General features: G+C 53.5%; 16 protein-coding genes. 5 read left to right on the top strand and 11 right to left on the bottom strand.

The genetic code is table 11. The features are described from left to right. The first annotated feature begins 13 nt into the window (after positions 1 to 13). On the top strand, positions 14 to 1510 hold the full coding sequence (locus tag HZU72_RS06125) for a uroporphyrinogen-III C-methyltransferase (RefSeq protein ID WP_208457973.1): 1497 nt from the start codon (positions 14 to 16) through the stop codon (positions 1508 to 1510). After that, a complete protein-coding gene (locus HZU72_RS06120) occupies positions 1507 to 2784 on the top strand; it encodes a heme biosynthesis HemY N-terminal domain-containing protein (protein ID WP_022521215.1) in 1278 nt (425 codons plus the stop codon). Before HZU72_RS06125 ends, HZU72_RS06120 begins: the two co-directional genes overlap by 4 nt. A 60-nt stretch (positions 2785 to 2844) precedes the next feature. Here the strand turns inward: HZU72_RS06120 and mscL are convergent, their stop codons facing one another. Beyond that, the gene (gene mscL / locus HZU72_RS06115; RefSeq protein WP_141440339.1) at positions 2845 to 3372 is read right to left on the bottom strand and encodes a large-conductance mechanosensitive channel protein MscL; all 528 of its coding nucleotides are present in this window, start codon (positions 3370 to 3372) and stop codon (positions 2845 to 2847) included. Positions 3373 to 3793: 421 nt separating this feature from the next. On the opposite strand from mscL, the gene HZU72_RS06110 reads away from it, so the two are divergent. Then, positions 3794 to 4696, top strand: coding sequence for a LysR family transcriptional regulator (locus HZU72_RS06110; RefSeq protein ID WP_141440338.1), 903 nt, complete (start codon positions 3794 to 3796; stop codon positions 4694 to 4696). Positions 4697 to 4805: 109 nt separating this feature from the next. Here HZU72_RS06110 and catA read toward each other — a convergent pair whose 3' ends face one another. The 6 genes from catA to HZU72_RS06080 all read right to left on the bottom strand — a co-directional run bounded on the left by catA (position 4806) and on the right by HZU72_RS06080 (position 11250). Then, entirely contained in the window at positions 4806 to 5780 is a 975-nt protein-coding gene (catA, locus tag HZU72_RS06105; protein WP_159177740.1) for a catechol 1,2-dioxygenase, read from the bottom strand. Between the two features lie 66 nt (positions 5781 to 5846). Next, complete coding sequence (catC, locus tag HZU72_RS06100; protein WP_035565030.1) at positions 5847 to 6137, bottom strand: muconolactone Delta-isomerase; 291 nt, start codon at positions 6135 to 6137, stop codon at positions 5847 to 5849. Positions 6138 to 6210: 73 nt separating this feature from the next. Beyond that, positions 6211 to 7329 (bottom strand): muconate/chloromuconate family cycloisomerase, encoded by a 1119-nt coding sequence (locus HZU72_RS06095; RefSeq protein ID WP_141440336.1) that lies wholly within the window; start codon positions 7327 to 7329, stop codon positions 6211 to 6213. 565 nt (positions 7330 to 7894) lie between these two features. Further along, the gene (locus HZU72_RS06090; protein WP_141440335.1) at positions 7895 to 8725 is read right to left on the bottom strand and encodes a 3-oxoadipate:acetyl-CoA acetyltransferase; all 831 of its coding nucleotides are present in this window, start codon (positions 8723 to 8725) and stop codon (positions 7895 to 7897) included. Between the two features lie 113 nt (positions 8726 to 8838). Further along, the gene (locus HZU72_RS06085; RefSeq protein ID WP_180090994.1) at positions 8839 to 10341 is read right to left on the bottom strand and encodes an SLC13 family permease; all 1503 of its coding nucleotides are present in this window, start codon (positions 10339 to 10341) and stop codon (positions 8839 to 8841) included. A gap of 432 nt (positions 10342 to 10773) precedes the next feature. Further along, complete coding sequence (locus tag HZU72_RS06080; protein ID WP_180090993.1) at positions 10774 to 11250, bottom strand: MarR family winged helix-turn-helix transcriptional regulator; 477 nt, start codon at positions 11248 to 11250, stop codon at positions 10774 to 10776. A gap of 169 nt (positions 11251 to 11419) precedes the next feature. On the opposite strand from HZU72_RS06080, the gene HZU72_RS06075 reads away from it, so the two are divergent. After that, positions 11420 to 12436, top strand: a complete 1017-nt coding sequence (locus HZU72_RS06075; RefSeq protein ID WP_180090992.1) for an AraC family transcriptional regulator — start codon at positions 11420 to 11422, stop codon at positions 12434 to 12436. Between the two features lie 23 nt (positions 12437 to 12459). On the opposite strand, the gene HZU72_RS06070 is transcribed toward HZU72_RS06075, so the two are convergent. The 3 genes from HZU72_RS06070 to HZU72_RS06060 all read right to left on the bottom strand — a co-directional run bounded on the left by HZU72_RS06070 (position 12460) and on the right by HZU72_RS06060 (position 15704). Beyond that, positions 12460 to 13524 carry a TRAP transporter substrate-binding protein gene (locus HZU72_RS06070; protein ID WP_235975999.1) on the bottom strand — a complete coding sequence of 355 codons (1065 nt, stop codon included), beginning with the start codon at positions 13522 to 13524 and terminating at the stop codon, positions 12460 to 12462. A gap of 71 nt (positions 13525 to 13595) precedes the next feature. Further along, on the bottom strand, positions 13596 to 14573 hold the full coding sequence (locus tag HZU72_RS06065; RefSeq protein ID WP_141440333.1) for a 3-hydroxybutyryl-CoA dehydrogenase: 978 nt from the start codon (positions 14571 to 14573) through the stop codon (positions 13596 to 13598). Between the two features lie 24 nt (positions 14574 to 14597). Continuing rightward, positions 14598 to 15704, bottom strand: coding sequence for an NAD/NADP-dependent octopine/nopaline dehydrogenase family protein (locus tag HZU72_RS06060; RefSeq protein WP_180090991.1), 1107 nt, complete (start codon positions 15702 to 15704; stop codon positions 14598 to 14600). Between the two features lie 524 nt (positions 15705 to 16228). On the opposite strand from HZU72_RS06060, the gene HZU72_RS06055 reads away from it, so the two are divergent. Continuing rightward, a complete protein-coding gene (locus tag HZU72_RS06055) occupies positions 16229 to 17266 on the top strand; it encodes a TRAP transporter substrate-binding protein (protein ID WP_180090990.1) in 1038 nt (345 codons plus the stop codon). A gap of 11 nt (positions 17267 to 17277) precedes the next feature. Here the strand turns inward: HZU72_RS06055 and HZU72_RS06050 are convergent, their stop codons facing one another. After that, positions 17278 to 18210, bottom strand: coding sequence for a ketopantoate reductase family protein (locus tag HZU72_RS06050; protein ID WP_180090989.1), 933 nt, complete (start codon positions 18208 to 18210; stop codon positions 17278 to 17280). Position 18211: the final 1 nt, after the last annotated feature.

The following is an 18211-nucleotide window of genomic DNA, read 5'->3' as shown; positions in this document are numbered from 1 at the left end:
GGGCTAGCGACACATGAGCAAACAAGTAAACGATCAGGACGATGTACAACCAACGTCCTCCGATGCCTCTCAGGGCGTCCCTAAAACGACCGACAAAGCAGCTTCCACGACCGACGCGACTGAGCCCAGCAAGCCGAACACACCGCCGAGCTCAACAACACCTGCTCAGAGTGGCGCTAAAAATAGCCGGTCGCGGCGGCGTGGAAAGGGCTCGCCCACTGCGAGTTCAACCGCTGCTAGCAGCACTACCAGCACGGCTAAATCGGCAGATACCACATCCAGCAACGCAGCCTCACCTTCCCAGAGTGCCGCTCAACCCAGCCCATCTTCCTCAAGCGGGTCGGCTTCTAGTTCGCCATCGTCAAGCGCCGCCTCGTCAAAGCCGACCAGCGGCAAGTCATCGGCGGGCACTACGCCGCCCACCGGCCACAAAGGCAGCGGTAACGGCCAAAGCGGTGGGGGCAAAGGCGGAGGCAGTAAAAGCGGCGGCCTCGCGATTGCCCTGGTGATTATCCTGGCGATTGCCTTGGCATTTGTCGTTTGGCAGGGCTGGCAGCGCCTGGAGAACCAGCAGCAGCGCCTCGATGAGGTCGCACAGCAGGCTGAGGGGAGCGCCTCACAACAAGCGGTTAGTGACCTTGAGTCACGCCTTGATAGCGGCGAAGCCGAGCGCGATGAAGCGCTGCAGAGCACACTGGGTGACCTGCGTGATGAATTTGACAGCTACCGCAGCGACGTCGATGAGACCCTGGGCCAAGTGCTGGACCAGCTCTCTCAAGAGCAGGACACCGACGAGCGCGAGTGGTTGCATGCCGAAGCCGCCTACCTGCTGCGTCTGGCCAATCAGCGTTTACAGCTGGAAGGCGACGTTGATGGCGCAGCTGCGCTGCTGCGTACCGCCGATGCGCGCCTAGTAGATGCTGACAACCCGGCGTTGACGCCCGTACGCGCAGCGATCGCCAATGAGCTAGCCGCTCTGGATGCCGTGCCCCAGGTTGACCGTACAGGCCTCTACTTAGCGCTCAATGCCCAGCAGGAACGCATCTCCTCTCTGCGACTCTCTCAAGAAATTGAGGAGCAAGCGGTAACCTCTAGCATCGAGCAGCCGCCGACCGGCACTTTCCAGCGCCAGCTGGCGCGCTTCGGTGAAGAGCTCAAAGACCTGGTGGTGGTTCGCCATCACGATGAAGCGCTGGAAGCGCTGATTACCCCAGAGCAAGAGTCTTACCTACGCCAAAGTCTACGCTTAGTGCTGGAGCAGACGCAGTTGGCCCTGCTCAACGAAGAGAAAGAGCTTTATGACGCGAGTATCGACAAAGCGCTACAGCTGCTGAACGACTACTACGACACCACTCGTGAAGAGACCCAAAGCGTTATTACGCGCCTTCAAGAGCTCAAGGAAGCAGAGGTAAAACCCGAGCTGCCCGATATCAGCGCTTCACAGCAGGAGCTCGCACGCTTTATCGACAACCGCTATAAGACGCGTGGCCAAAGCGGAGGTGATTCATGAGAAAGCTTGTTCTCCTCATTGTCGCAGGCCTCGCCGTCGGGGCCCTGTTTGGGCACCTGATGATGTCGGTGCCCGGCTATTGGCTAATCCGCGTGGGCGACTCATCCATCCAGACATCGTTTTGGTTTGGTCTGGTGCTGCTGTTTGCCGCCTTTATCGTCCTACACTTTGTACTGCGTTTGCTCAGCGGCATTATTCGCCCTATGGGGCGTTTTCGTAGCTGGAACAGCCGCGCACGTAACCGTCGCGCCATGCAGCGCACCGTGCGTGGCCTGGTAGCACTGACCGAAGGGCGCTGGAAAAAAGCCGAAAAAACCCTGGTTAATGCCGCCGATGATTCCAGCACACCGCTGGTCAACTACCTATCCGCAGCGCTGGCGGCCCATTACCAGGGCCACCACGTGAAATCCCAGGAGCACCTGAATCAGGCGCAGCTAACCACCGACGGAGCCGATACGGCCGTTGGCTTGATGCAGGCGCAAATGATGATTGAGCGTCAGCAGCCGGAAGAAGCGCTGGCGATTCTTAATCGCCTGGATAAGAAGCTCTCCAACCACCCGCAGGTGCTCAAGCTACTCAAACAGGTGCATTTAAGCGTCAACGATTGGGAAGGCTTACGGCGTTTGATTCCACGCTTGGCGGCGCAGAAGCTCATTACCCAGCAAGAGCGTGAGCAGTTGGAGTTTAAAGCCTACCGCGAGCTGATCGTGTTTGAAGCGCAAAACCCCACCAACATTGAGCGGGTGCGTGGCCTTTGGGCTGATATGCCCGACTACCTGCGCGGCAACACCGAGCTGATCGTGCTGTACAGCGAAGCGCTGATTCAAGCCAACGAAGAGCCCATTGCCGAGCGCTTGCTCAACCACTCGCTGGATCACCACTGGGACGCACGCTTGGTAAAACGCTACGGCCTGCTGAATGTGAACGCCGGTCGCCAACTAGTTAAAGCCGAGAAGTGGCTGCAGGAGCGCCCCAACGACCCCGAGCTGCTGCTCGCCTGCGGTCGCCTCTCGCTGCGCACCGGCCAGTGGCAAAAGGCGTTGGAGTACTTTGAAGCCAGCCAGCGGCAGCGCCCCAATGGCGAAGTTTGCGCTGAACTTGCACGTCTCTATGCAAGCCTTGGCGAGCATAATAAGAGCCAGCTCTACTATCGCCACAGCGTCGAAATGCTGGCCAAATCGCTGCCATCGCTGCCGCAACCCAGCGATGCTAACGACAGCAAAAAGCCCGGCAGTAAGCAAAAAGACAGCAAAACCATTAAGAAAAGCGCCTAGGGTTGCTGCTGGTATAACGTGAAAGGGCGCCTCTTCAGCAGTGGCGCCCTTTTTAGTGGCTCAAGGTTTTGCGGGTGGCATTTGCGGTGGCGCAGAGGTAACTTCAACCGGCGTTTCAGCCTCCGCTGGCTGATCCAACATTGCTGTGCAGTGGCCACAGCGCGTGGCTTTGATCGGCACCACCATCAAACAGTAAGGGCACGGCTGCTCCGTAGGGTTCGCAGGCGCTACCGCCTCTTCGCGCTTTAATCGGTTAATGGTGCGTACCAATAAGAAGACCACGAAGGCGACAATCATAAAGCTGACCACCGCATTGATAAAAAGCCCGAGGTTTAGCGTTACCGCCCCTGCCTCCTGGGCATCCGCCAGCGTCGCATAAGGGCCGCCCACCGCCCCTTGGCGTAACACTACAAACAGATTGGAAAAATCCACACCGCCCACCAACAAGCCAATCAGCGGGTTCATCACATCCGCCACCAGGCTCTGCACAATCAGCGTAAACGCCCCACCGATAATGATCCCCACCGCCATATCGACGACGTTGCCTTTTACCGCAAACTCTCGGAATTCCTGGAAGAATTTTGCCATGTTCAAACGTCCTAACGTTTCGTTTTAGCCAATACCCTAGGTTATAGCGTCTTGCTAAAAGCATGGGCTAGGGTGTGTTAGACGGCAAGTAATTTCCTGGCGGTTCGATACTAGGCATTATAAAGCGTTGAAGCCCCTTCCTCGTGCAACTATGTGTCAGCGACTAACCAAGCTATACGAGTCGTTGCTGAAAGCTCAGCGAATAGGCGTACTCGGAAGCTTTCCCCCTCTTGTTACTACCTTGCATTACTAAAGTCTTAGACGTTATTTAGCTTTCAAGTGCGTAAATACTGGTAGCGTTATAGCGCCTCACCTAGCTAGTAGCAGATTGCCCGGTTGTTTGAGCAATGCAGCCTGATTGGAAGCCACCGAAGGTAAATGCCACCATTAGTTAAGAAGTTACTCATACCTTGGAGTTCTTATGGAATTACGCCACCTGAGGTACTTTTGCGTTGTCGCTGAAGAGCTTAATCTCACCTGTGCCGCTAAACGCTTGCATATGTCACAGCCGCCACTTTCGCGCCAAGTTAAACAGCTAGAGCAGGAAGTTGGGGTCGAACTGTTTGAGAGAAGCTCGCGAGGCCTTCGCTTAACACCATCGGGTATATTTTTTCAGCAGCGTGCTTTAGAAATTTTGGAGAAAGTAGACGTCACTATTGATACAACACGCCACATGGCACGTAGCAAGCGAACTCTATTTGGAATTGGCTTTGTCCCCTCTATCTTTTATGGGCAGATTCCAATGCTGGTTCGCGACTTGCGTCAAATTGAGAATGTGGAAATATCATTGACAGAACTTACGACCATACAGCAAATTCAGGCGCTTAAAGCAGGTCGTATTGACATGGGATTTGGACGTCTTCGCATTGATGATCCAGACGTAGAGCAAGAGATACTCTTCAATGAGCCATTTATTGCTGCCCTTCCTAGCGGTCACCCTTTAGAGGGCACTACGCCTACATGCGAAGAATTGGCACGTTATCCACTTATTCTTTTCCCCGCCAAACCACGTCCTAGCTTGGCAGATATGGTACTAGGTATTTTCCGCCGACAAGGCTTAAAGGTTGAGGTCATACAGGAAGCAAACGAAGTTCAGACAGCACTTAGCCTCGTCGCCTCTGATATCGGTATTACACTGGTACCTGAGGAGGTAAAGCGCGTACAACGAGATGGTATTTCTTATGTAGCATTGGCGGACAAGACAATCACCTCACCTGTTGTCTGCAGCCGTCGCCGCGGTGAAAAACCATCACTTCTCATGAATGAAGCGACCACCATTTTACACAAGCTTGTTGATGATCGCTTCATGGGCCGCTACCCATAACCTATGATATTCAAAGGAAAGTGGATCCCTTGGAGCTTGCCAATTCCCCTTCCTAGCGCGGCCCTTCTTTAAAGCCCCTTCAAGCACTTAAAGGAAATTAACAAGGCTATTAAACCTTCGCGGTACCAGCCAACTGGCTAGCGAGATCCTGCTCGTCTTCCTTGGCGCGGGGGCGGGCGTGACGCACTTGCAGCTCAGGGGCTTCGGTTTTAGCCAGTTCGACGTTAAACACCACATGGGAGAACGGGCCGTCCAGGTCGCGCTTGGCGATCTCGGCCGGATCTTCGATCCGTTCAGCGGGCACCACCAGCTCTTCCCGAGTCGCGAAGGCGAAGTCGTCAAAGGTGTAGGGGTCGCCCGCCAGGTTGATCTGGGTGGTCAGGTGCTGATGGCCCGGTGCGGAGACGAAGTAGTGGATATGCGCCGGGCGTTCGCCGTGACGGCCCAGGGACTTGAGCACCACATCGGTGGGGGCGCCTTCAGGCACGCCGTAGCCGGAGGGAATGATGCTGCGCGCGGTGTAGCGGCCTTCGCTGTCCGCATAGATCGTGCGGCGCATGTTGTACTCATCCTGGGAGGGATCAAAGAACGAGTAGCCGCCCTTGGAGTTGCAGTGCCAGATTTCAACCTTAGCGCCGGGGATCGGGGTACCGTCGACATCGCGCACCTGACCGGTCAGCCACATCACCTCGGCATCGGGATCACTGCCGTCGTCCATGCGGGCGAAGCCTTCCGCTTCCGGGGCACCGGCCACGTAGAGCGGGCCTTCGATGGTACGCGGGGTGCCGCCGGTGCGCTTGGCTTCGGCATCGATGGCGTCTTGACGCATATCGAGGAAGTGGTCAAAGCCGAGACCGGGCGAGAGCAACCCGAACTGGGTTTGGCTACCCAGGGCATTGAGCAGGTTGACACCGGCCCAGTACTCTTCCTCGGTGACATCGAAGTCATCGATCAGCTTGAACAGGTCGCTGACCAGGCGATGGACGATCTGCTTGGCGCGGTCATTGCCACCGGCTTTATCAAAGCCGGCCACGGTTTTGATGAAGTCTTGAACCTCGGGCGTGTCGAATATTTTTACAGTCATGGTGAAACCCTCTGTTTGTTATGGGGTGTTGTTGTCGTCATACGATTTGGCGTGTTATGTGGAGAACTAGCTGTCGTCATCACGCACTGAAGAGGGGTGACGACACAGCGGTTTGACGCTGATCTCCATATAGGGGAAGAGCGGCAGATTGCTGACCAACTCTTGCAGCTCGGCGTTGTCTTCCACGTCAAAAATACTGACGTTCGAGTAGCTACCCGCTACCCGCCACAAGTGGCGCCACTTACCCTGGCGCTGCAGGTCTTGGGAATACGCCTTTTCCGTTGCCTTGATCTTGGCTGCCTGCTCGGCAGGCATGTCCGGCGGCAACTTAACGGTCATCTCAACTTGAAACAGCATATGGCTCTCCTCTTTCATCGCGGGCGATCACAAACGATGGCTTTATTTACTGCGGCTTTTACTTACGTGACGTTTACTTGCGTGAGTAATGCGCCAACTTATCTTCATCTAGAGTGATGCCGAGCCCAGCCCCTTGCGGTAACTCCACCCCAAATTCGGTGTAGTTGAGAGGGGAAACGACGATGTCGTCTTGCAGCAGCAGCGGGCCGAACATTTCCGTGCCCCAGGCCATTGCTGGCAGCGTTGCCCAGGCATGTAGAGAGGCAGCCGTACCGATAGTGCCCTCCAGCAGGGTGCCGCCATATAAGCCAATGCCAGCCGCTTGGGCGACGTGAGCTAACTCTAGTACCCCGTAAATACCGCCGGATTTGGCAATCTTCAGCGCAAAGGCACCACTGAAGCCGCCGCACACAAGATCAAGCCCGTCGCGGGCATCTTGCACCGCCTCATCGGCGAGCATTGGCACATTGAAGCGGTTAGCCAAGCGAACTAAGCCGGCATGTTCACGAGCGCCAATGGGCTGCTCAATTAACTCAATGCCAGCATCCTGTAGCACCTGAATACCGCGAACGGCGGTGGATTCATCCCACGCCTGATTAACATCAACTCGCACGCTGGCCCGATCACCCAGCGCTTCCTTGATAGCCGCCACATGGCGCACGTCCTGATCCACCGGGTTAGCACCAATTTTTAACTTGAAGTCGCAGTGCCGACGCTGTTCTAAACGCAGCATGGCCTCATCAATATCTTTGGCGGTATCACCACTGGCTAGCGTCCATAGTACGGGCAAGTGATCCTGACGTACGCCGCCCAGCAGCTCGGCGACGCTCAATCCCAAGCGCTTGCCCTGAGCATCCAACAGAGCCGTTTCTAATGCAGATTTGGCGATCATATTGCCGCGAGCATGGCGGTTAAGCCGAGCACGCAACTGATGAACATTGTTAGAGGGCTGGCCGACCAGTAGAGGGGCTAGATAAGTATCAATATTGCGCTTAATGCTCTCCGGGCTTTCCGGGCCATAGGCCAAGCCACCAATGGTGGTGCCTTCGCCGAGCCCTTCGATACCGTCGGAGTGGCGCATGCGCACAATCACCATGGTTTGGCAGGCCATGGTGGTCATGGAGAGTTTGTGAGGACGGATAGTCGGTAAATCGACCAGCAGCGTCTCAATATGTTGGATGACGGTTGACATGCAGGCTCCAGCGTCTGGCAATCATTAGCTAGGCTGCAGTTTGGTAGCATCTGATTTTAGAAACCAATATTGTTTAAGTGCCTTTCCATACCGTAAGGGTATCGCTAACCCAGCATTAGCGTTGCTGTTTAACGCTCATGTGTAGCTGTAGCTTAAATTAAACCGTGCAAAACAAACTAAAAATATATTTTCTTAAATACTGATAGATTAAAATTCAACTAAATCAAATGACTACAATAAAAAATGGTGCAGCTTAACGCTGCACCACTAATCACTAAATGAGCATAAATGCCTTAAATAACGAAATGAGAAAAGCCGTAGCACTTCAGCCGTTAGCCCGATACGACAGCCATTTGCCGCGGCCGCTAGGGTTCTCAACCACATCGCGCTACAAAATACATTTACGACAAAAGGATAATACTGGCTGCTTTATGAAAAATTACCGGTGACTACTGACATATCGCGAAGTAAGTAGCCCTCTCTGACACCTTAAAGACGACTACACAACAATCCGATGGTGATTGAGTATGTTCCTTCACCCACCGTTGAGTAGCAGCTAACATTTTTACACATTGTTCAACCCAAGCATCTCACGTGCCTGCTGCCAAGTAGCCACTGGGCGCTCATACCTTTCGCATAAGGCGACGGTGCGCTCGACCAACGCCGCGTTGGAAGGTGCCAATGTGTTGCTATCCAGGCGTACGTTGTCTTCAAGGCCGGTACGGGTATGGCCACCTGCAGCAATTGACCACTCGTTAAGTACGTATTGATTGGCGCCGATGCCTGCGCCACACCACTGTGCATCCGGCGCTAGCCGCTTGAGTGTCTCAATATAGAAATCAAAAGTCGGCTTGTCCGCTGGCATCGAATTCTTGACGCCCATGACAAACTGCACATAGAGCGGTGCTTTCAGCTTTCCCTGCTTGGAGAGTGCAACCGCCTGATGGATATGCGATAGATCAAACGCTTCGATTTCAGGCTTAATGCTATACGTGAGCATCTCATCAGCCAGCCACTCCACCAACTGGGGCGGATTCTCGTACACACGATTGGGGAAGTTATTGGAGCCCACCGAGAGGCTGGCCATATCAGGTTTGAGCGATAGCATGCCGCCGCGCGCCTCACCGGCGCCGGAGCGCCCGCCGGTTGAGAGCTGAATAATCATGCCAGGGCAGTGCTTCTTAAGCCCTTCCATTAGGCGACCAAACTTCTCCGGGTCAGATGAAGGCGTTTGGTCATCATTACGCACGTGGCAATGAGCAATGGTAGCTCCCGCCTCGAACGCCGCCTGAGTACTTTCAATTTGCTCTTCAACCGTAATCGGCACGGCAGGATTGTTCTCTTTGCGCGGCAGGCTGCCGGTGATAGCGACACAAATAATACAGGGCTGAGACATGGAAACCTCTCCTTGTTCATATTGCGAACACTAATTTGTATTACGAACAAAATAGAGCGAATCTTTACCAGCGTCAAATCCGAATCGCTGCCAATGACGTTGACAACCACATTTTAGAAAGAGACATCGAATACCAAAGGGACAATGGTGTAGAGCGCGACCATAATCACCAGCAAACCGATGACGTTGAGCCAGATACCTGCTCGGATCATGCTCTTGATTGGAAGATCCCCTGTTGCGAAAGCCACTGCATTGGAAGGTGTCGCCACGGGCAACATAAAGGCGCAGCTCACGGCAAAGGTAACCACGATGGTCATCAGAAAAGGTTCGATACCCAGTCCCACGGCAATAGATCCCATAATCGGGAAGAAGGCAGCCGCCGTCGCCGTGTTACTGGTTAGCTCGGTCAATAGGATAATGACGATAGCCGTGATGGCTAGGATCAGAATCGGAGGTAACCCCGATAATCCCGAGACGCTCTCGCCAACCCATGCACTCAAGCCAGTGGCGGTGAACTGGGCTGAGAGTGTTAGGCCACCGCCAAACAAAATCAGTACCCCCCAGGGCACGTCACGGGTAGCCGACCACGCCAGCAACGCCCCTTTTCCATTAGAGGCAGGAATCACAAACATCAGAATCGCCGAGAGAATCGCCACACTGGTATCGTTGATGTTACCCAACCAAGGCAGTGCACTCTGCACTACAGGAATTCTCGCGATTAACGGCAGGAATACCCAGCAGAACACTGCCCCGGCAAAAACCATCAATACACGTGACTCCTCAGGCGATAGTCGGCCCATCCCCTTGAGCTCTGCCTCAATCATCGCCCGGCCACCCTGGATGCTCTCGACTTCCGAGCGGAACACCAGTTTGTTAAGCACAAACCAAGCCAGCATTAGCATAGTGAATGAGAACGGCACACCCACCAGCATCCAGTGGCCAAATCCGATGCCAAGCCCGTGGGTGTCTTCCATGTAAGCACGCATGAGTGCCATCGGCGGCTGGCCGATCAATGTGGCCATGGAACCGATGGTGATGGCATAGGCAATGCCCAGTAGCACAGAGGCAGAAAACTTGGGCGTGTCATCACCGTTACCCAGTGACTTCACTAGCGCAATGATCGAGCCTCCAATGGGCACCATGATCACTGCGGTGGCGGTATTGCTGACCCACATGGTGATAAACCAGCTAGCGAACATCAAACCGAAGACGATTTGAGCCGGCTTAGTACCCACGGTGAGCACCGTCAGTAGCGCGAAGCGGCGGTGTAAATTCCAGCGTTGCGTTGCCAAGCCCAGCAGTACGCCACCCAATACTAGAAAGACGATGCTGTGAGCATAGGGCGAGGCGGTCTCACCGACCGAGGCAATATCGAAAAACGGGAACAGTACAAGCGGCAACAGCGACGTGGCAGGAATAGGTATCGCCTCTGTCATCCACCAGGTGGCCATCAGCATAGCAATGCCCGCCACTAGACGAGCATTGAAGGCCAGCGTTTCAGGCAAAAGGAAGAAAGCACCCAAGCCAATGACGATACCCATTACAAGTGAGATTGGCTTGAAAGCAGAGGCTTCAGCGTAGGGCGCTTGTTCAACGGCCCCTGTGGTATGCGACATGATCGTTTTACCTGCATAGCAATAACAGTGCAGGTGAGTGTTACGACTGATGGGCCGAGTCGCCAATACCTCTCAGGTTGATGCACATACCTAACTGAGTAAATTGACATGAATACAGAGAACCCTATATAGTCAATAAAATCAGTTATTTAACTATAAAATAGCTGTTATTTTCGTACTTGACCTATTCGTGACTTTCACAAGGGATAGGGAATATCCTGCTTAATTACGACGTATAGTTTACGACTAATGGATGGGCTACTGCGAAAAGCGTGGCAATTTCACTACCCGCGTGACGTTTAAGCAAAAGCGCTAAGCGGAAGTTTGAATAAAAAGGAGTAGTTCAGGAAAGGGCAGGGCTATTAGATAGCCCATAGGGCAAATGTAAGCACTTTGGCCGCGATGGCAGTAATTCCAGCGTCCCTCTAGACCTTAAAGCGCGTTTAAGTTATGAAACATCCTACTCAAGCACTGATTGATATACACAATGTCCTGCTTGCTGAAATCGGCAAATGCCTTTTCCACCAAACGGCTAGTGACTTGCCGTGCAATATCCAGCTTGTCCTCACCAGCATCGGTAAGCTCTACTTCCGTGACGCGTCCATCCTGTGGGCTGGCTTCTGTTTTAAGCAAACCCGACTCTTGCATTCGGTATACAATCTTGGTGATGGTTGACAATTTTGCAACAGCATGTACTGATATATCCGACATGCTAAGGCGCCCATGTTCATGTAGGATCATGAGAATACGCCATTTCGACGAACTAAGTCCGTGCGGCTTCAGCAGTAAATCAACATCAGCGCTGTATTTAGCATTCAGCCTCGCGACCCAATAAAAAGGAAAATCACGCGAGCGAAATTCATCGGCAAGAGGAAAAAAGGAAGACGATAATTCATCCTTGTCGACCATAAGAAGCACGCCATCCGAAAAAATAGTGGATTATTCTAGCATATATCCATTCGAGTGTAAGCGCCTGTGGCCTCTACGAATAGAGTATGCCATCAACCGGTTTGGCCGATAATGCGCCGGCTCCACACCCCAAAACCATCACCTAATTGGTGTATTGTTGAGGTGAACCATGGGTACCACATCGTTTCTGCTGCAGAAGCACGATATCCTGCATACTGACTCACAAGATGTCATTCGCGAGCATGTCACCCACTACCTCTGCCCACATCGCATGCGTTTATTTGACGGCCCGCGACTTGCCTCACGTTTGAGTGCCGTCAGCTTCGACCAATTGGCCATTATCGAATTGCAATATGGTGCCAATGTCGAAATTGATCCCGTCGAAGAGTCAAACGTTTACCTGTTTCGTATCACTCTCGAAGGCCAGGGAACCATCGTATACGCTGACCGTCAGGTCAGTATGATTCAGGGAGGTGTTACTGTCACATCCCCCTGTCAACGCGCTCTCATTCAAACTTCTCCGAACTGCCATAACATCATCGTTCGAGTACCGCGCCACCGGTTGGAACAACGCCTTTCGTGTCGACTTGAACAGCGCATTGATCTTCCGATCATCTTTGACCACTACTTTCCCGAGCATTACCCCGGCACGGTCTTTCTTCTGGATACCATCAAGTATTTTGCCCGTCTCACCGACTCTCTTCACCAGCAAAATGCCCCGCGCCAGCAGATCAAGCTGATGGAAGACTACTTATATGACAGCCTGCTGGGGCTGTTCATTAACAACTACAGTCAGCGCTTGAGTGGTAACCCCTCTCCTCTTCCGCACTATGTAAAAAACGCCAAAACGCTTATTGACCAAAATCTCAAGCAGAGTATCGAGCTAGAGACACTAGCCTCGATGGTGGGGGTGTCAAAGCGCACGCTGCAATACGGCTTCCAGCAATTTGTCGGGCTTCCACCCAAAGCCTATTTTACTCAGCAACGCATGAAGAGTGTGCACCAGGCGCTGATTAATGCCCCTCGTGGCCACCGTGTCACCGACGTCATCATGCAGCATGGCATCAACAGCCCTGGTCACTTCTCCGCTCAGTACAAGGAGGTCTATGGGGTGACCCCCGTGCAAACACTGCAGTCAAACCGCGAGCATACTATTGATAACGAATTGACCAACGTCTTGCTCTGAGCCTACTGTCGCCTCTGCTCTTTTTATTCAGCCCCAGTACGATACTCCTCGATCAGCTCACGCATTCGTTCTGCAAAGGCATACGCCGGTAGGCCCTGCTGCTCTGCATCCGACAGGATAGTTGCATTGACCGGAGCGAGCTGATCATCCCAACGGCTAGCCTCATCATCGTCAAGCGCTATCACTTCAACCCCCTCTTCCTGTTGCGCCCACTCAAGTGAACGCTGTATATGCTCATCAAGATATTGACCGGTGAAGGTTGCCATCTCCGGCGCCAACTCCTCGATCACCGCCTGTATATCAGTAGGCAGCTCCTCCCACTTCTCTCTCGACATCAGCGCTGCAAAAATGGTGTTAGTTAAGGGGTAGTCGGTCACGTACTTAGCCAAACGTGCAAACTGCATATCCATTAGCACTTCGCGAGAAGCCGCATACCCATCAATAATGCCGGACTGAAGTGCCTCTCCAGCATCGGCCTGGGACATGCCTACTGCTGTTACCCCCAGTGCGTCCAGCGCCCTGGAGTTATCGCCGGAAATTCTTATTTCCAGCCCCTCTAGGTCTTCCAGTTGATGAATCGGTTCAATGGTCTGGAAATAGGCAGGCTCCGAGGTAAAGGCCGTGATGACCTTGAACTCTTCGAGTTCGGGCATCTGGTCACCAAACTCTTGAATCAGTTGGTAAGTCATGCGGCTGGCAACTTCTGAATTGACGTCCTGACCGGTCAAACTCCCGGCCAAGTTGATGAGCGGAAAACGGCCCGGCTCGTAAGAGGTGGCTGAAAGCCCTATATCCGCAACACCATTCAGCACCCCATCGTACATATTGCTGGCCGTGAGTAAGGTGCCCCCAGGGAAGAGGTCGACTTCGACACGCCCATCGGTACGTTCATTGAGCTCTTTCGACCAGTGCTCCATCTGAATGGCAGGAAAGCTCTGCGCAGGGGCAAAGAAAGCATAGCTGAGGGTAATCACTTGGGCGTCATCGCTAGGCTCATCGGCTACCCCCTCCTGTGCATCGCTACACCCCACCAACGCCATTGCAGCCATTAGTACCGTTAACGTTCCCACCTGTGTACTCGTTTTCATTATGACTATCCTCGGCGAAGGCCTACAGGAACAGCATGGTTTCCAATAGGCGCGTTATAGGCTGTGAAGGATTAATAACGGGTAGTGACTGCTGGCATCAGGTCAAGCAGCTCGAGACGCTTTAGAAAAGCGTCGGAGCGCTGCTTTCGGTAGTTCGACAGATCGACCCCTGAGTAGTCGAAGAAGCCCACGCCATCTTGGAAGCCTCGACGCTTCTCTTGCATATTCCGGGTAATAACCTCAGGTGACTTGAATCGGTTATCCAGCTTGTCGCACAGGTAGTTGGAGGCATAGAAAAGCGTATCGCCACCGCCCCAATCGATGAACTCCAGCACTCCCAGCACCGAATAGCGCAACCCCAGCCCGACTCGAATGGCCACATCGATATCCTCGGCACTGGCAACGCCCTCCTCGACCATACGCGCGGCTTCATTCATGAGCAGCACCTGCAGGCGGGGAATGATGTAGCCCGGCGCCGCCTCGCACAGCACCGGTACTTTTCCTATCCCTTTAAGCACCGTGAACAGCGCATCGACATAACGCTGCTCGGTATCCTTGCCCCGGCTTACCTCCACTAAGGGCATCAAATGGGCAGGATTAAGCCAGTGGGCGTTCATAAAACGGGCCGGATGGCTAACCATGCAAGCGAGTTCGGTGACCAGAAAAGTGGACGTCGTTGAGGCGATAACAGCCTCTTTATCCAAATGTCGGCTTGCCCAGGCCAGCCCTTGCTGCTTAATCTCGCTGACTTCAGGCAGCGCCTCGAAAACCAGACGGCTTCCCGCCAACATCTGCACCTGCTGGTCATCCACGATACGAAGCTGCTTCACCATTGAAGCGATCTGCTCTTCCTGAATGAGCCGCTTCTCCTGAAGATACTTGAGCTCCGTCACTAGCCGACTGCGAGCCTGCTCATAATAGTGCCGACGCTCTTCAGGGCTGCGCGGCTTGAAGTCGATCAGCACGACCTCCTTCCCAGCCAGAATGAATGAGAGGGCAATACCTTCTCCCATTCTTCCTGCTCCCAAGACGATGATGTTGTCCTGCATGATGCGGTCTCCTCTATCGGTAGGTCAGGCCTGAATGCCATACGTCAATAAAGAGCGCATCTGCGCCTGGGAGAGCGAATCCAGTCCCAGCATTTCCAGCGTTCGGCCTTGGGCATAGAGATCTTGGCCGGTGATCGCCGAAGCAATGCTTAAAAGCCCCTCCGCTACTGGCGTGGGCTGCCCCGCCCAGCGGCCAACCGATACGATGAAGGAGAGCCCCATTCGGGTGTCCTCCAGCATGTAACGATGGTGATGAAGGTCGATGTTCTCTCGCCAGTCGCCACTATCGGTCAGTTTGCCGTGGGCGCCCCGGCCATACATCCACTCCTCTCCTTCAGAGGCGTAGTGATTGGCAAGAGGAAAATGGGAGGGCTTGTAACCCAACTTTTCGCGCACCGCGATACGCTCATTGTCTAGCGCGGTGGTCACGCTTCGGATAGAGGGCTGGGTTCCTTCGTTGTGAATATCCCAGGCATCAAAATGCTCTAGTGGCCCCGCATTCATCATAATTAAAGGCGGATGAATAATAGGGCCAGCGTTCATTAAGGCTCCACTAAGGCCATCTTCGATGGGTTCAACGCTGGGGTAGGCGTCCCGCAATACAGAGAAGGCATGTGCTGATAGTTCGCTGGGAAATACGCCGGTAGGGAGCCGGGTTGCATAAACGCTGATGACTACTTTATTAGCACCGTGCTTACGCGCCAAATAAGGAAGCGTTCCCGTTTCACAGAAGGCCACTTGGCTGTCGTTGCCTGCTTTTCGCATCGCCCGGTGGAACAGGTAGCAGCCGAATGTACCTGGGGGGAGAAAGACCACCTGACCATCCCGTAGTAACGGCCCCAGTTGGTCGGCTAGGGTGTCATGAGAGGTAGCGGGCAACGGCACAATCAGCAACTCCGCCTGTTGCGCCGCCTCCTCCAGGCTATCGGTTAGCGATAGTTGATCCTTGAGAGTGCCAATCTGGATACGCCGTTCACCTTGCGCATCCTTGACGTCCAAATAGCCCAATTGACGCAACTCTTGCAGAGCATTGCCATCCCGGCGCCACAATGTCACGTCAAAACCTTTCTCCACCATCTCGATGGCTGCCGCATAGCAGCCATGCCCACCGCCAATAACGCTGACTTTCATGCTTATCTCCGTTTCTTGTTAACGCCTTCAGGGTCGTTAAACGGTACAGCCATCGGGTTACTGACGGATATCCACAATGCGCAACCGATATTCAAAAAACGCAACTAATAACGACTCGCTACAACAGGCCGCCTCTTAATAAGGCTTAACACTCACACCCCCTTTTCATAGGAGAGAGCGTTGTTAACCGCTATCTGAGGCGTCGGATTTATTGGGTCGGGGACGTGAGTGCACCAAGGTATGCACTTTACTCACCAAGGTGCCCTTGAGTGGTGCTTTGCCAGAGAGAAGTGACGAAATGAGTGCTTGCCTCAACTCACAGTAGAAACCTTCGCCTCACCTTAAGTAAATAATAATTTAGGTGTTTTTAAATGACTGGAACTCAACTTGCAGCGCTTTCAAATGACAGCTATGAACTTAAAAATTTACTTTACTTTTCATGTGATGTTGAATGTTTATGCGCTCCTTCATGACCGGCATTCAACAAACAACAAATAGAGAGGATGTTCCCCATGGCGATCAACATGCACAAAACACACGCGCTTTTACAGCACCGACCCTCACTGCTGCGTTTAAGCAGTCTCTTAGCGGGTGCGATGCTAAGTTCAGCGACGCTAGCTAGTGATATCAATCTAAATTACGCTTTCTTTGCTCCCGCTCAGACGTTTCCCGGTGTGCAAATGCAGTTCTGGGCCGATGAACTTGAAAAACGCACTGAGGGAAAGGTCGCCGTCAACACCTTTCCAGGTGGCACCCTGCTCACCGCCAGCAACATGCTGGATGGCGTACTTAATGGCGTCGCCGATATTGGCCTTACGACAACCTCCTATGAGCCTGCGCGCTTTCCGTTACTAAATCTGATCGGTGATTTCAGCGGCATTGATGTCAATGCCGAAGTAGCTAGTCAGGTTGCCTACCAGTTGGTGCAAGAGTTTCCCCAAGAGCAGTTCGGTCTTGAAGACTTTAAGGTAATCACTGTATTCACTTCAGAACCCGGCTATCTCCAGACGCGCAACCAGGTAAGCACGCTAGAGGATCTATCCGGCATGGAAATTCGTGTACCGGGCGAGTCGGACACCATGCGCACTCTAGGGGCTGTGCCTGTTGGCATGTCTCAAGCTGAGACCGGAGAAGCGCTCCAGGCCGGTATTGTTCAGGGGGTAGCCTCTTCCCGTGAAACCCTGATGGATCTGCAGTACGCACGCTATCTCGATTATATTGTGGACTACCCTTTGACCAATGTTGTGATGCTGGCAGTAATGAGCCGCCAACGTTGGGACGCCCTGCCAGAAGATGTTCAGCAAATCATCGATGAGCTGGGAGCTGAAGCATCCCAATACGCGGGGCACTATCTCGATGGACATGTGCGTGATTCCATCGCCTGGGCACAAGAAAATCACAATGTGGAAGTGGTCACCCTAAGTGAAGCGGAGCAAGGCCGCTGGGCAGAGCTCCTTGAGCCGCTGAATGAACAACGTATCGAGCAGATCTCAGCACAGGGGCTGCCTGCAGCAGCGCTATATGAGCGGATGCTAGAGTTAATCGAGCAATATCAACACTAACATGCATAGAATTAGGCGCTGGGGGCAGAGCACGGAGGCTCACCTAATTTGAGTAAACAATAGAGCGTTTCGAGGGTGGGGGTGTGAACTTGGTGCTGCCCGGCGATACGTAGAATAGCGCCATGGATGGCTTCTACTTCAGTGGCTCGGCAAGCACGCCGATCCTGAAGCATGGAGGGCAGGTGGTGTGCTTGATGAGTAACCGCCTGGGTGATGCTGGCGAAGACACGCGGCTGGTCGAATGCCACACCTGCTTGTACGGCTACCATACGGCACTCTTGTACGACCTTTTGAATCAACTGTTTGCCCTGCGGGTGTTGTCCTACCACTCCTACCGGCCCGTTGAGCAATGTGCAAAGGGCGTTGAGAGCAGCATTAAATGCTACTTTCTCCCAGATACGGCTATCGATTTCAGGATCCAGGCAGCTGTTGAAACCTGCCCGCTGCAGAAGCTCATTCAACTGCTGCATGAAAAGATCTTCTACACCGCTGTAGCGCCACCAATAAATATGTCCTTGGCGATTGCCATGTGCCTCTCCAGGCCCCTGAAGGTCGGCGGCGATGGTAGTGATTCCGTGTAGGATATTAACTGGCGTGATATGCCCGGCAATCAACGCTGCATTGCCCAGCCCATTTTGCAACGTTAATACCCGCGTATCAGGCGTGATGAGGTGCAAAACCGAACGGATGGCGGCGCTGGTCACCGCCCCCTTAGTCAGCACGATCAGGAGATTAAAGCACTCTTGAAGTTGCTCAGCGAAATGGATCGGCACAAACAAATGCTGACACTCTCCATCATCAAGTGTCAGCGTGATGCCCTTGGTACGAATGGTAGCTATGGTCGCAGGATCCACATCGATCAAATGCACCTGTGAGCCACTCAGCGCGAGCCGAGCAGCAAACAGGCAGCCCATGGCGCCAGCACCAACAATAGCAATTTTCATA

The sequence above is a fragment of the Vreelandella sedimenti genome (assembly GCF_013416325.1).
GTDB classification, from domain to species: domain Bacteria; phylum Pseudomonadota; class Gammaproteobacteria; order Pseudomonadales; family Halomonadaceae; genus Vreelandella; species Vreelandella sedimenti.
This window is presented reverse-complemented; position numbering and strand designations above follow the sequence as displayed.

Excerpts from the sequence above, each read along its gene's own strand:
- HZU72_RS06125 (WP_208457973.1), top strand. The coding sequence starts at position 14 with ATGAGCAAACAAGTAAACGATCAGGACGATGTACAACCAACGTCCTCC.
- HZU72_RS06120 (WP_022521215.1), top strand. The coding sequence starts at position 1,507 with ATGAGAAAGCTTGTTCTCCTCATTGTCGCAGGCCTCGCCGTCGGGGCC.
- mscL (WP_141440339.1), bottom strand. The coding sequence starts at position 3,372 with ATGGCAAAATTCTTCCAGGAATTCCGAGAGTTTGCGGTAAAAGGCAAC.
- HZU72_RS06110 (WP_141440338.1), top strand. The coding sequence starts at position 3,794 with ATGGAATTACGCCACCTGAGGTACTTTTGCGTTGTCGCTGAAGAGCTT.
- catA (WP_159177740.1), bottom strand. The coding sequence starts at position 5,780 with ATGACTGTAAAAATATTCGACACGCCCGAGGTTCAAGACTTCATCAAA.
- catC (WP_035565030.1), bottom strand. The coding sequence starts at position 6,137 with ATGCTGTTTCAAGTTGAGATGACCGTTAAGTTGCCGCCGGACATGCCT.
- HZU72_RS06095 (WP_141440336.1), bottom strand. The coding sequence starts at position 7,329 with ATGTCAACCGTCATCCAACATATTGAGACGCTGCTGGTCGATTTACCG.
- HZU72_RS06090 (WP_141440335.1), bottom strand. The coding sequence starts at position 8,725 with ATGTCTCAGCCCTGTATTATTTGTGTCGCTATCACCGGCAGCCTGCCG.
- HZU72_RS06085 (WP_180090994.1), bottom strand. The coding sequence starts at position 10,341 with ATGTCGCATACCACAGGGGCCGTTGAACAAGCGCCCTACGCTGAAGCC.
- HZU72_RS06080 (WP_180090993.1), bottom strand. The coding sequence starts at position 11,250 with ATGGTCGACAAGGATGAATTATCGTCTTCCTTTTTTCCTCTTGCCGAT.
- HZU72_RS06075 (WP_180090992.1), top strand. The coding sequence starts at position 11,420 with ATGGGTACCACATCGTTTCTGCTGCAGAAGCACGATATCCTGCATACT.
- HZU72_RS06070 (WP_235975999.1), bottom strand. The coding sequence starts at position 13,524 with ATGAAAACGAGTACACAGGTGGGAACGTTAACGGTACTAATGGCTGCA.
- HZU72_RS06065 (WP_141440333.1), bottom strand. The coding sequence starts at position 14,573 with ATGCAGGACAACATCATCGTCTTGGGAGCAGGAAGAATGGGAGAAGGT.
- HZU72_RS06060 (WP_180090991.1), bottom strand. The coding sequence starts at position 15,704 with ATGAAAGTCAGCGTTATTGGCGGTGGGCATGGCTGCTATGCGGCAGCC.
- HZU72_RS06055 (WP_180090990.1), top strand. The coding sequence starts at position 16,229 with ATGCACAAAACACACGCGCTTTTACAGCACCGACCCTCACTGCTGCGT.
- HZU72_RS06050 (WP_180090989.1), bottom strand. The coding sequence starts at position 18,210 with ATGAAAATTGCTATTGTTGGTGCTGGCGCCATGGGCTGCCTGTTTGCT.